This window comes from Gilliamella sp. CG16 (genome assembly GCF_046635785.1).
Taxonomy (GTDB): Bacteria; Pseudomonadota; Gammaproteobacteria; order Enterobacterales; family Orbaceae; genus Gilliamella; species Gilliamella apicola_I.
Genome location: NZ_JBIDFL010000004.1, coordinates 174,961 through 188,468, shown reverse-complemented (window position 1 = coordinate 188,468; position 13,508 = coordinate 174,961). Strand labels below are relative to the sequence as shown.

Sequence of the window (13,508 nt, the reverse complement as noted above, 5' to 3'; positions counted from 1 at the left end):
GTCACCTTGTATATTCACATCGATTATTAAATCATGTGTAGAGTTACCAATTTTGATTGGTATATATCTTTTTATTCAATTTATAGGAATTACTATGTCGTCAAGTAACAATGTTCTTGTTCTAAATTGCGGAAGCTCATCTTTAAAATTTGCTATTATCAATCCTGAAAATGGCGATGAATTTTTATCTGGGTTAGCTGAATGTTTTAATCTTCCTGATGCACGCATTAAGTGGAAACTTGATGGAAGTAAAAACGAAGCATCTTTAGGCGCAGGAGCTGCACATAGCGAAGCAATTAAATTTATTGTTAATAGCATCTTCCCACAAAAACCAGAATTATTAGATAGTATTAAATCTATTGGGCATCGAATCGTTCACGGTGGCGAAAAATACACGCAATCAGTTGTAATTGATGATTCTGTTCTAAAAGGAATTGAAGAAGCATCAGCATTTGCACCATTACATAATCCAGCGCATTTAATCGGTATTCGTGAAGCATTTGCTGCATTTCCTCATTTAAAAAATAAAAATGTGGCTGTATTTGATACGGCATTCCATACAACTATGCCGAAAGAAGCATATTTATATGCAATTCCTAACGAATTATATACTAAACATGGTGTTCGCCGTTACGGTGCTCATGGTACAAGTCATTACTATGTTAGCCGTGAAGCGGCAAAATTATTAAATAAACCAGTTGATCAAACCAATGTGATCACTTGTCACTTAGGTAACGGTGCGTCAATCACAGCAGTTAAAAATGGTAAATGTGTTGAAACCTCAATGGGGCTAACTCCATTAGAAGGTTTAGTCATGGGAACTCGCAGTGGCGATATCGACCCTGCAATTATGTTCTTCTTACACGACAACTTAAAAATGTCTGTTGCTGATATCAATAACTTGTTAAATAAAAAATCAGGTTTATTAGGTTTAACTGGTGTAAGTAGCGATTGCCGTTATGTGACAGATCACTATGACACTGATGAAAATGCGAAAAATGCCCTAGATGTATTTGTTCATCGTTTAGTCAAATACATAGGTGGATATGCAATGTTATTAGATGGTCGTTTAGATGCGATTATCTTTACAGGTGGTATCGGTGAAAATGCGGAAGAAGTTCGTCGTATGGCGCTTCAAAAATTATCAATTTTAGGATTTGAACTTGACCAAGAACGCAATTTAGCTGCACGTTTTGGTAAAGGTGGCACAATCACTAAAGATGGTTCAGCAATTGCAATGGTTATTCCTACAAATGAAGAACTCGTCATTGCTCAAGATGCTGCGCGTCTAACTGCTTAAAAGACAAATAAAACCGCCTTTATGGCGGTTTGTTTTTATATTTAATAAAGAATTAAGAGGAAATTGATTATGTCTCGTACTATTATGCTAATCCCAACCGGAACAAACGTCGGGTTAACAGGTGTGAGTCTTGGTGTTATTCGAGCAATGGAGCGTCAAGGAATTAACTTAAATGTATTCAAACCTGTTGCTCAACCAAGAGCAGGTGGGGATGCGCCTGATAACACCACCACTTTAGTAAGCAGCAACACATCTATACCAGCATTAAAACCACTAAAAATGAGCCATGTTGAAAATCTATTAGGTTTAAATCAACAAGATGTGTTAATGGAAGAAATTGTCGCGCTTTATGCTGAAAATACCAAAGGGGCCGATGTTGTTTTAGTTGAAGGGATTGTGCCTACCAGTGATTATCCTTTTGCTAACGAACTAAATAATAATATTGCTAAAACATTAGGTGCTGAGATTATTTTTGTTGTTAATATGGGTAAAGATACTCCAGAACAATTAAAAGAACGAATCGAAATTGCACGTTCTAATTTTGGCGGTATTAAAAATGAAAAAATCGTAGGTGTTATTGTCAATAAAGTGAATGCCCCCGTTGAAGAACAAAGCCTTGCACGTCCAGATGTGGCAGAAATTTATCATACACCAAAATTTGATGATAAAAAAATCACAATCGACGATTTAAATGCGCACAGTCCTTTACCGGTACTTGGCTGCATTCCTTGGAATATGGATTTAAGTGCATGTCGTGCAATTGATATTGCCAAACATTTTGATGCAAAAATCATTAATGAAGGTGAGATCAAAAACCGCCGTATAAAACACATCTCATTTTGTTCTCGCAGTGTGCCAAATATTGTTAATCATTTACAACCAAATGCATTACTTGTCACATCAGCTGACCGTGTTGATGTTTTAGTTGCAATCAGTTTAGCCGCAATGAATGGTGTGGCAATTGGAGGGGTATTATTAACAGGTGGTTATGATATAGATGAAAAAATCTATAAATTATGTCAACCTGCATTTGATACAGGTTTACCGGTATTTACGGTAAAAACCAATACATTCCAAACTTCAATCTGTTTACAACAGTTTAATTTAGAAATTCCTGTTGATGATAAAGAGCGCATGGAAAACACGCAAAACTTTGTTGCTGACCATATTGATAGCAATTGGATCAAGTCGCTAAACCAAGTAGTGAATTCTGTTCGTCGCTTATCTCCTCCTGCATTCCGTTATCAATTAACTGAACTTGCACGGAATGCGAAAAAAGTGGTGGTATTACCTGAAGGTGATGAACCAAGAACAGTTAAAGCAGCCGCTATTTGTGCAGAGCGTGGAATTGCAAAATGTGTGTTAATTGGTAATCCAGATGATGTGCGTAAAGTTGCTGCTTCACAAGGAGTGACATTGGGTGAAGGCGTTGAAATCGTCGATCCTGAAAATATTCGTGAAAAATATGTACCGCGTTTAGTTGAGTTACGTAAAAACAAAGGCATGACCGAAGTGATTGCGCGAGAACAATTGGCTGATAACGTTGTGCTTGGAACCATGATGCTTGAAGCAAACGAAGTTGACGGTTTAGTGTCTGGTGCAGTGCATACCACGGCAAATACAATTCGCCCACCATTGCAATTAATTAAAACGGCACCGGGTAGTTCTTTAGTTTCCTCAGTATTCTTTATGTTAATGCCTGACCAAGTATACATTTACGGTGACTGTGCAATTAATCCAGATCCGAATGCGCAAGAACTGGCTGAAATTGCGATTCAATCTGCTGATACTGCTATTGCCTTTGGTATTGAACCAAGAGTTGCAATGATCTCTTATTCAACCGGTAGTTCAGGTCAAGGTGCTGATGTTGAAAAAGTGAAAGAAGCAACCCGAATTGCTCAAGAAAAACGTCCAGATCTCATGATCGACGGGCCTTTACAGTATGATGCTGCTGTCATGCCTGATGTGGCTAAATCGAAAGCACCTAATTCTCAAGTTGCAGGTAAAGCAACCGTATTTATCTTCCCAGATCTTAATACGGGTAACACGACTTATAAAGCCGTACAACGTTCTGCTGATCTTGTTTCAATTGGTCCTATGCTTCAAGGTATGCGTAAACCAGTTAATGACTTGTCTCGTGGTGCATTAGTGGATGATATTGTTTATACCATTGCATTAACGGCGATCCAATCAGCGCAAGAACAAAATGCAACTAACTAATTTATATCGGTTATTTCAATATAAAAAGAGGTGAGTAACATCACCTTTTTTTATATGCATTGATTTTTACCACACGCTTTTTTATCGACTCCATTAACGCTATTTCATTAATGTTATTTGATTGATCAAAAAAAGTGTTTTAATTGACTATAATAAGAGTCAATACTCAGTTTTTTTAAATTAAATTTTACAATATAAAGGGGAGTAGAGACACAAGAATAAAATATAAAAACAATTCTAAGATAATTCATACTGTTTTAACAAAAAAATTTCAATTCACTCTTCATCTCATAACTGATTAAAAATTAATTAATGCCTTGAATTGATTATCAATCTTAATTATTTTTTTATAAAAAATAAATTGATGAATTTTTATCTTTTATGTAATACAATTGTATGTAAATGTTAACAAAGGTAAAGCTATATGAAAAGTCTTGAGCAAGACTTGATTAGAATTATTGCACCGAGTTTATATCATGACACCTCATGGAATGAAGCTGAGGTATTAGGGGCTATGATCTGGTTATGGAATCGAAACCCTGAATACAAAAAAGCGGAATTAAACTCCGCTTTAAGCGTTTTGTTACCTATCATTCAGTCTAAAAATTTTGCTCTATTTATTCACAACAACCAACCGCTAGGTTATTTAAATTGGGCTTATCTCAACCGAGAACAAGAGCAACTCTATTTAAACAAAAAAAAACCTTATATCAATTTTGTTCAATGCAATCAGCCAATGGAATCTACACGCTTGTGGATATTATCTTTTTTTTGCCCATTTGGACTGCATGAAGTGTTACTAACCAAATCGTTAGGAAAAAAAGTCCTAAAAAATAATCTTTGCTTTTTTGGCTATCACAAGTCAAAAACAGAAACAGTCGTTAAAAAAGTTCAGTGCTAATCATTAATATGCAGTTTAAATCTGTTTTTTCTCTATAGTTTCAGATGGTTCTTAATTAAATCGTTGTCATTCTCGATAGTAATTTGTGTCGTACTTATTTTTTATCGTTAATTTGAAGGAAATTAATATGAACCAAATTTATCAAACGAAATTTAATGTTATCACGGGTACTACTATAGTGTGTTCTGAATTAGTACGACGAGCAAGTAAAGCAATGATAACATTATGTGTTTTAGTTACCTCTGCTTCTTCGTTTGCTTTAGACTGTACCGCCAGTGCCGATGGCTCTTATTTGGTCGGTCAAAATAGCCCAAGCTGTAATAATATTAACCCAGCGACCGTTAACCAATCGGGTAATGCCAGTTTTTATATTCTCACTCGAAGCCGATTACATGAACAACTCAATGTCGGTGATACAACGCTTACCGCCAATGTAAACGGTGATTACACTGGTCTGGCTAATCAATATACCTATGGCGTGTCGGGCGGATCAATTAATGCAGGTAATTTAAATTTTACATTGAATAACAACGGTAACATGCTAGGTCTTGCCACTTATCACAATGTTAATCTGACTGCAAAAAATGTGGAATTAAATATCAATGATAACTATACGCGTGGTGGCAATTCAAGTGGTACGGTTGCTTCTTATGGTTTATTAGCTGGTTCGTCAGTTAATGCCGGTGAGAGAGATACGTATAATGGTAAATACAGTACCATCACAGTGGATAGTTTGAAAATTAATCAAACAGCAAAGGGGGGCAAAACCCAGCCAATTTTAAATAACGGTATTCGAGCAATTCAAGGAGCCTATGATAATTCAGGCGATGGTTCTGCAGGACAAGTTATTATCAATGATAATTTAGATATGACATTAACGGGAAATCGCTCAATCGGTATTTATGTTTCGGGCAATCCAACCAATCATGGGGTTGCAGAAAATAAAGGCCGAAACGGTCAGTTAACCCCAAAAGTAATTTTGAAAGGAGAGAAAAACACTATCATCATTAATAAAGGTAATGATAGCTCAAGGTTAAACTGGGATAGTGTGGGGATTAAACTGGGTAAAACCCGTAATACAGGTGAGGGGCCAGGTATTTTAGAATCACATGGGGAGTTGACTATTGATACCACTAACGCTTTAAATGGTAGTGGTATCAAAATGGTTAGGAATTCTTCATTAACAGCAAATTTTGATAATAGTAAAACGATCATTAAAACCAATGGTTATGCATTGGAAATTGGTACCCATGATGATGCGACTTCAAGTGGACAATTTGAACAAGCTGCATCACACAATATGAGTATCAGTTTAAATAATGCAATATTTACCACAACAGGAACAAGTGCTGATCCCGTAATTGAAGGTTCTGTTGCACGCAAAGATTTAATTTTTGTTGATCAAGGTCAACAAAATGTTAATTTTACAATTATGGGTGATGAAACCGATCTCCATGCTAATCAAGACGGCTATATTCTCAACGTCAGCGGTAATTACACTGCACCTAATTATCAATTTTTTTCTAATACGTATGATGCTAACGGTGTTGAACAAGGACATGATGACTATGAAGTTTCCTCTGTCAGCTTTTATGCTTATGGTAAAGGAAGTATGACTGGGTTAATTTCCAAAGGGCAAGTAAAAGAGAAGGAGGGTCAAATTCTTGATATAAATAAAGAACCAGGAGTTTGGTTAGATTTAGCTAATGACTTTCGTTGGAATTTGCAAAAAAAAGGTAATGATAATATATCAAAATTAAATACGATTCTAATTGAATCTGGTGGAACAATCAATGCAGCTTATAATGATGATGGTGGTAATGATTTTATCGTACAAGCTGATGTTTATAGCAATTCAGGCATTATTAATTTAGATAATTCCTCTCATCAAAAATATAATGATATATTAACTATCGATGGTAACTATACCGGATCTAATGATGCTCAAATAAGATTGAACACATCGTGGAATAATGCCAGCGATACTTATGCGATGAATTCACAATCTGATGTGTTAAAAATCACAGGTACTGCATCTGGTTGGACTAAAGTGATACCGATAGATGCGAATGGCACAGAAAACGTGATTGATGGTAATATAAGCCAAATTGACGCAGTGATAAATACTGTTCCCGTGATTTATGTAGGACAAAGTAAAAATGAACTTAATTTTCATGGTGAAGCGCACACAAACGGCGCGACTGAAATTCAACTAGCAAAACGTCAAACCGCTGATGGTGACGAATATTTCTGGACTATGCAAGCAGGTACGACACCACCACCGCCGCCGCCGCCACCGCCGCCGCCACCACCACCACCGCCGACGCCAGAACCGCCGACGCCAGAACCGCCGACGCCAGAGCCACCGACGCCACCGACGCCACCGACGCCACCGACGCCACCGACGCCGACGCCGACAATTAAACCTAAACCCATTTTTGCCAGTCCGGTAGCAGGATATGTTGCTATGGCGAGAGTCAATCAGGAACAAGGATTTTTAAGTATTGGTTCTTTACATGAACGTCGGGGAGAATACACCAATTTTGATTTAGCAAATTGTAATACTTGTGAAGAGTTTTTAAGTGAAACTTGGGGTAGGATTTTAGGCAAACACATAAAACAAGATGGTAAAGATCGATTAAATTTAGAGAGCGATATATATGGATTCCAATTTGGTCATGATTTGCTGAATAATGTAAGTGATGATGGAAGTCATAATTATACAGGTATCTATTTAACCTATAGCAAAGCGCATACCGACTTTTCCGATAAATATCGAGCTGTACATGGGATAATTGACCATAATAAACGAACAGGAAAAGGCAAATCAGAATCATTGAGCTTGGGATTAACCAATACTTATTTTTCAGTAGAGAATAACTATTTAGATTTAGTTGGACAGTTTTCCTATTTACGTAATAAATATGAAGCTCGTAATGGTAATAATCCACATACTCAAAATGGGTGGGCATTTGCCATTTCGGCCGAAGCTGGGCACACCTTTAAAATAAATCAGAATGATCTTGATAAAGACTATTGGATAGTTGAGCCTCAAGTTCAATTAGTGTACCAATATGTTGATTTAGATAGTTTTAAAGATAAATATCGTCGTGTTGATCAAAATAATCAGGATCTATTACGGGGTAGAATCGGTATTCGTTTGGGTAATAATAACCAAGCAACAGTTGAGCAACATACCACATTCTATGCAATTGGTAATATTCTGCATGACTTTATCAAGCCAAGCCAAGTTACCATAGGTAGAGATAAACTGCGTGAAAATTATGCTCGCACATGGGGAGAATTGGGCGTTGGGTTAAAAACGCCTTTATTTGAAAAGACTTATCTTTATGGCGATGCTCGCTACGAACACGATTTTGGAAATACCAAACGGCAAGGTTATCGAGGAAATATCGGTATTGAACATAAATGGTAAGTGTCAATTAATAAAGTAAATTATGATTTAGTTTCAAAGTGTTATCTATGTTACACTCATCTTATACGTAATGGCTTGTTTGGCATTACGTATATTTTTTATCTAACATAATAGTAAGTTATATAATAAAAAATATTGATTTTTTTAGACTTATTAATCAACTAAGTTTGCAGCAAGATAACTCAATAATCATAATGAATAGCTAATAACAGCAAATACTTAAATTTTTAACTCAAGCTATTCTTCAATCAGTTCGGTTTTTTAAGAGCGTTAAAAGCATCGTCATAAAGTGCTTTTTATCCTCTTTTAATATTGAAAAAAATTCTTGATCCATTTGTTCAACTAAAGGAACGGTTTCATTTGCCTTATCAAGCCCTTTTTGTGTTAATACAATTGATTTTGCACGACTATCTTTGATTGAACAAGTGCGTTTAATGTAATCTTTTTTCTCTAAATTCTCTAATATTTGAGAAATAGTCATGACATCAATATTCGTTTTATGGGATAGAATAACTTGTGTTATCTCATCAGGATATTGAGATAAATAAGCTAGGGTCGCTAGCACAATAAATTGGGGATGTGTGATAGACTGTTTTTTTAAACAATTTTTTATATTTGTATGCCAGGACGAATAAGTTTTCATAAAAAGAAAACCAACAGATTCTGAATCAGATTGGAATTGCGTCAAAAACTTATTGTCCTTTGCCATAACTTACCCTTCAACTAAACTATTTAATTTGTATGTTTTATCAATAATATCATCCGAAATCTGTTTAATAAAATTATAAGATGCATGAGTATCCATTTTCGGATCCGGTTTTAATGAAATTTCAGATTTTAATGCATATTGATTATGCGATAATTCAATAATTTGATGTGAAAAATAGAGTAAACCTATGTCAGGCATATCAAATTGTTCGGTAAATTCTTGTTCATTAATTATTTTAGATAACGTCACGTCCATTTCTGGCATATTTTGTAATTTAAAAATACCTTTAGAACCGGTTTTTAACTCGCCCGTGATACGAAAATCTTCAAGATCGGTTTCCCATAATTTTCTGAAATTAAGATCAGTATAGTATGGCCATATTTTAGATGGTGTAGCCTTTGTTGGTAGTACAAAAGAAATTGAAATAGTATTCATCGTTTTTTCCTCGTTTTGATAAGTCTGCATATTATAAGTATACTTATTAAATAAGTAAAGAAATTTTATTGTATTAAAAAAATTATATTCATAATTAAAATCAGTTAGTTAATTCAAAAAGAAAATAATTAAGATCTGACTAGTTCATATAAGGATTGTCGTTTTATTAACAAAATAAAATGCCGTATCAGGATATATTGAAACTTGCAAAGGTAAAATATTTACAATTGTTTTTTTATTTAATCCGTTCAATTTAGTCGGTAAATGATACAATACCACCTTGATTTTGTAATAGACCATAGTTTAGGAACAAATTTGATGAAAAATGACATCCACCAGCAACGTATTTTAATTCTTGATTTTGGTTCACAAGTTACCCAATTAATTGCACGTCGGATTCGTGAAATTGGTGTTTATTGTGAGCTTTGGCCGTGGGATGTATCGGAAGAAAAAATTAAACAATTCAATCCTAAAGGGATTATTTTATCGGGTGGTCCAGAAAGTACGACAGCACAAAATAGCCCAAGAGCCCCCGAATATGTTTTTAACGCAGGTGTGCCTGTTTTAGGTATCTGTTATGGTATGCAAACTATGGCAATTCAAGTTGGTCAAGGTGGACAAGTCACCGGTTCAAATCAACGTGAGTTTGGTTATGCTAAAGTCGACATTATCGGACGCTCAATATTAACTGACGGCATTTTAGATAGTACTAACAACGATGGTATAGATCAACTTGATGTCTGGATGAGTCATGGTGATAAAGTCACAACTTTACCGGATAGTTTTACGGTCATTGGTCGAACAGAAACCTGCCCATTTGCCATCATGGCTAATGATGAAAAGCAATTTTATGGCGTTCAGTTTCATCCCGAAGTCACTCATACAATAAAAGGGTTTGAATTGCTCCAACGGTTTGTAATCGATATTTGTCATTGTGAAAAACTATGGACACCATCTTCTATTATTACCGATGCAATTACCCGAATAAAAGAAAAAGTCGGCAAAGATAAAGTATTACTAGGGTTATCGGGTGGCGTTGACTCTTCTGTTACGGCATTATTACTCCATCAAGCCATTGGTGATCAGCTGACCTGTGTTTTTGTCGATCATGGTTTATTACGTTTGAACGAAGCGCAACAAGTTATGGACATGTTCGGCAATAAATTTGGGTTAAATATTATAGCCGTGAATGCCGAAGACCGCTTTTTAGCAGCCCTAAAAGGGGAGGCCGATCCCGAAGCTAAACGCAAGATTATAGGGCGTGAATTTGTCGCTGTGTTTGATGAAGAAGCGGCAAAACTCAAAGATGTGAAATGGTTAGCACAAGGTACTATTTATCCTGATGTGATCGAATCTGCGGCAGCTGATACCGGTAAAGCACATGTGATTAAATCGCATCATAATGTCGGTGGTTTGCCAGAAGAGATGAAAATGGGGTTAGTGGAACCACTACGAGAACTTTTTAAAGATGAAGTACGTAAAGTTGGGTTAGAGTTAGGTTTACCATATGACATGTTATATCGTCATCCATTCCCTGGACCGGGTTTAGGCGTTCGAGTACTTGGCGAAGTGAAAAAAGAGTATTGTGACTTACTCCGTCAAGCTGATGCGATCTTTATCGAAGAACTGTATAAAGCCGACCTATACCACAAAGTCAGCCAAGCTTTCACCGTATTTTTACCGGTACGTTCAGTCGGCGTAATGGGGGATGGGCGTAAATACGACTGGGTTGTCTCGTTACGTGCAGTTGAGACTATCGACTTTATGACCGCTCACTGGGCACATCTGCCATATGACTTCTTAGGACGAGTATCAAATCGGATCATTAATGAAGTAAACGGAATATCTCGCGTTGTCTATGACATCAGCGGTAAACCGCCAGCGACGATTGAGTGGGAATAAAGTCCGATACTTTTATTTACATCTTTTAAAATTTATAAAAGCCAGTGATATCTATTTTGTCACTGGCTTTTTATTCTTAAATAGTAATGAGGTGTTATTTACTTCTAAGGATGAAGAAGCATTGAACATAACTTAAAAATATGGCTTAAAAAATTAATTTGGATTTTGAATGAGGATTTTAAGAGATGCTTATGGAATGTTTAGAAAATAAAGAGAATTCAAGTTAAGTATATTGTCATCTGTTTTCATTTGATAATTGATCTTTACCATTGATAAATATAATTATATTATGTTAACTCAAAGGATTACAAAGAATCAAAACAATGAAAATTATATCATTCAACATAACCAACTTTAGACGATTACTCAATGTAAAAATAGATATTGCAGAAGAAAAAACTGTTTTCGTTGGAGCTAATAATAGTGGTAAAACTTCTGCATCTCATGCTCTAAAATGTTTTTTATCCAAAAATGGTAGAAAACAAATAAAAATGAATGATATTACATTAATCAATCATAAAGAAATTAATCGGATTGGTGATACATGGTTGGGATATCACAAAAAAGATATATCAGATGAAAATATACAGACGAGTTACCAGGAATTTATGAGCTATTTTCCTTCTTTAGATATATTAATTGATGTCCCAATAAATGAAATTCATCATGTAATTAAAATTATTCCTAGCTTAGATTGGCAAGCTGGTATATTAGGTGTCCGTTTATGCTATGAGGCAAATTCTGTTGAAGACCTAAGAAAAGAGTTTGTTGAAAAAAGACTAAAAGCTATCGAAGCGCAAGATAAAAACGTTACGCTTTGGCCTTCTGATTTGGTCGACTTCTTATCCAATAAAATAAATTCATTTTTTACAATAAACACTTACCTTTTAGATGTAGATAATCAAAGCAAAGAGGTCAGAAAAAAATCTGATTTCATTGTTCAGGGATTTAATATACATGATTTGATAAAATTTGATTTTATTCCTGCCCAGCGTGAAGTATCGGATGAATCTGACAAAGTAAATGATATAGAAAAGCCAGCAGCCCAAATCAGGCAATATTACGATACTATACTAAATCCAGAAGAATCACCAACTGATGATAAAGATTTTAAGGCAATAGAAGCGACACAAGAATCACAAAAACATTTTAATCAAATGTTACACACATCTTTAACCCCTTTATTTGAAGAAATGAAATCGCTAGGTTATCCGAATATTGCAGACCCAGATATTGAGATCAAAACTAAGATAGGAATACTTAGTAGTTATCTTAATCATTCATCTGCTTTAAATTATAAAATCAATGATCTCTCACTTCCTGAAAATTATTTAGGGCTAGGGTATCAAAATATTATTGCGATGACAGTTAAGCTTATTAAACATCGTGATGAGTGGCTGGGAATTGGAAAATCAAAAGCGCAAGCGGAACGTATCAAACGCTTACATTTTGTTATTATTGAGGAACCTGAAGCACATTTACATGTACAGGCTCAACAAGTATTTATAAACAACTCGTATAATTTATTAACACGTTATAAAAATATTAAAGATAGTAAAATAGAAGAACTTTATCAACATCTAGATAAATCTTTGTGTTCACAAATGCTTGTAACGACTCATTCTTCACATATCGTATATGAGGTAGACTTTGCTTGTTTACGTTATTTTGACCGATTTATCTCTAATGATACCAAGATACCATTAACACGAGTTATAAATCTTTCCAATTTTTTTAATTCGCAAGATACAAGTAGGCGCTTTGCCGCTCGTTATTTGAAACTTCATCACTGTGATATATTTTTCGCAGATGCATTGATCATGTTGGAAGGAAAGGCTGAAAAACTACTAATTCCACAATTCATTAAAGATCATTTTTCAGAACTGCACCGCCGTTATATTTCCTATATTGATATTGAAGGCAGTTATGTCCATATTTTTCGTCCACTCATAAAAGCTCTTAGCATTGATACATTAATTATTACAGATTTAGATTCTGTTAATGAAAAAGGGAAAAAAGTGCAAAAAGCGCAACCACAAAAAAATATGAAACAAATATCCTCAAATCCAGTGATTAATGCTTGGCTATTTGGTGATCAAGAAGGGGAAAAAACAATTGATTTATTAGTTAACTTAACTGAAATAGAACGGACTAAAAAAATATCAACAACCTCATCTGAAGTGTATTTCGCTTTTCCACAAGAAATAAATGTTGATTTTTCATGTTTAAATGGTAAATCGATTAAAAAATTCAAAGGGAAAACAATTCCAAGAACATTTGAAGATGCGTTGCTCATAGATAATTTAAAGTTCATTTCTAAATTACCAGAAAAAATGGACTTCTTACCAACCCAAGAAAAAAGCCAATTAAAAAAGGTTGTTGAGGATTATAAAGAAAGTAATGATCTTATTACATTAATGAAAGTATTTTATACCAGATTAAACCCTGATGATAAATTAGTTCCAGATAAAAGCGGAATTAATAAAGCAGAACTTGCTTTAGAATTACTTTTTATTTGTGACACAAATTATACACTTTCTCCACCTAAATATATAAAACTAGGGCTAAATTGGCTTGATAACAAGCTTAAAAAGAGAAATTGAAA

Annotated in this window: 8 protein-coding genes; 6 read left to right on the top strand and 2 right to left on the bottom strand. The window is 34.9% G+C overall.

Annotated elements, in window-relative coordinates; translation table 11 throughout:
* Positions 1-94: 94 nt before the first annotated feature.
* From ACGH47_RS06340 to ACGH47_RS06325, 4 genes are all read left to right on the top strand, one after another.
* Entirely contained in the window at positions 95-1,300 is a 1,206-nt protein-coding gene (locus tag ACGH47_RS06340; protein ID WP_220217085.1) for an acetate kinase, read from the top strand.
* Between the two features lie 69 nt (positions 1,301-1,369).
* Positions 1,370-3,520: a phosphate acetyltransferase gene (pta, locus tag ACGH47_RS06335; RefSeq protein WP_267380101.1), complete on the top strand. Its 2,151-nt coding sequence runs from the start codon at positions 1,370-1,372 to the stop codon at positions 3,518-3,520.
* A gap of 424 nt (positions 3,521-3,944) precedes the next feature.
* On the top strand, positions 3,945-4,421 hold the full coding sequence (locus tag ACGH47_RS06330) for a toxin-activating lysine-acyltransferase (RefSeq protein WP_267380102.1): 477 nt from the start codon (positions 3,945-3,947) through the stop codon (positions 4,419-4,421).
* 127 nt (positions 4,422-4,548) lie between these two features.
* A complete protein-coding gene (locus ACGH47_RS06325) occupies positions 4,549-7,857 on the top strand; it encodes an autotransporter outer membrane beta-barrel domain-containing protein (RefSeq protein WP_411623007.1) in 3,309 nt (1,102 codons plus the stop codon).
* A gap of 244 nt (positions 7,858-8,101) precedes the next feature.
* On the opposite strand, the gene ACGH47_RS06320 is transcribed toward ACGH47_RS06325, so the two are convergent.
* Complete coding sequence (locus ACGH47_RS06320; protein ID WP_411623006.1) at positions 8,102-8,566, bottom strand: MarR family winged helix-turn-helix transcriptional regulator; 465 nt, start codon at positions 8,564-8,566, stop codon at positions 8,102-8,104.
* 3 nt (positions 8,567-8,569) lie between these two features.
* Positions 8,570-9,001, bottom strand: coding sequence for a hypothetical protein (locus tag ACGH47_RS06315; RefSeq protein WP_267351888.1), 432 nt, complete (start codon positions 8,999-9,001; stop codon positions 8,570-8,572).
* Positions 9,002-9,319: 318 nt separating this feature from the next.
* Between ACGH47_RS06315 and guaA the strand changes: the two genes are divergently transcribed.
* Positions 9,320-10,903: a glutamine-hydrolyzing GMP synthase gene (gene guaA, locus ACGH47_RS06310; protein WP_411623005.1), complete on the top strand. Its 1,584-nt coding sequence runs from the start codon at positions 9,320-9,322 to the stop codon at positions 10,901-10,903.
* Positions 10,904-11,226: 323 nt separating this feature from the next.
* Entirely contained in the window at positions 11,227-13,506 is a 2,280-nt protein-coding gene (locus tag ACGH47_RS06305; protein WP_411623004.1) for an AAA family ATPase, read from the top strand.
* Positions 13,507-13,508: the final 2 nt, after the last annotated feature.

Excerpts from the sequence above, each read along its gene's own strand:
- ACGH47_RS06340 (WP_220217085.1), top strand. The coding sequence starts at position 95 with ATGTCGTCAAGTAACAATGTTCTTGTTCTAAATTGCGGAAGCTCATCT.
- pta (WP_267380101.1), top strand. The coding sequence starts at position 1,370 with ATGTCTCGTACTATTATGCTAATCCCAACCGGAACAAACGTCGGGTTA.
- ACGH47_RS06330 (WP_267380102.1), top strand. The coding sequence starts at position 3,945 with ATGAAAAGTCTTGAGCAAGACTTGATTAGAATTATTGCACCGAGTTTA.
- ACGH47_RS06325 (WP_411623007.1), top strand. The coding sequence starts at position 4,549 with ATGAACCAAATTTATCAAACGAAATTTAATGTTATCACGGGTACTACT.
- ACGH47_RS06320 (WP_411623006.1), bottom strand. The coding sequence starts at position 8,566 with ATGGCAAAGGACAATAAGTTTTTGACGCAATTCCAATCTGATTCAGAA.
- ACGH47_RS06315 (WP_267351888.1), bottom strand. The coding sequence starts at position 9,001 with ATGAATACTATTTCAATTTCTTTTGTACTACCAACAAAGGCTACACCA.
- guaA (WP_411623005.1), top strand. The coding sequence starts at position 9,320 with ATGAAAAATGACATCCACCAGCAACGTATTTTAATTCTTGATTTTGGT.
- ACGH47_RS06305 (WP_411623004.1), top strand. The coding sequence starts at position 11,227 with ATGAAAATTATATCATTCAACATAACCAACTTTAGACGATTACTCAAT.